Raw genomic sequence first — 207 nt, 5'->3', positions numbered from 1 at the left:
TCTTTAGCAACGGCGTCATCAACAATAATGATGGCACCATCACCGTCCCTGCTGGGGTGACCGACTTTACCGTCAGCTACCCGACATCAAATGATGCCATCCTTGAGAACGATGAAACCACCGAGCTTACCATTGGCAATGACAGTGGCACTGGCACCATCATCGATGCCGGCGACGCGATTCCTGCGGTGAGCATTGCCGCGGTGA

The 207-nt window shown here is 54.6% G+C and carries 1 protein-coding gene; it reads left to right on the top strand.

All coding sequences use genetic code 11. The features are described 5' to 3' along the window. Positions 1 to 207, top strand: a 207-nt coding sequence (locus NJD71_RS13920) for a hypothetical protein (RefSeq protein WP_319052473.1), incomplete at both ends; no start/stop codon positions are given.

Origin of the sequence: Psychrobacter sp. PP-21, from assembly GCF_033790785.1 — a bacterium.
Taxonomy (GTDB): Bacteria; Pseudomonadota; Gammaproteobacteria; order Pseudomonadales; family Moraxellaceae; genus Psychrobacter.
Note: the sequence above shows the minus strand (reverse complement) of the source record. Positions and strands in the feature narration are given on the sequence as shown.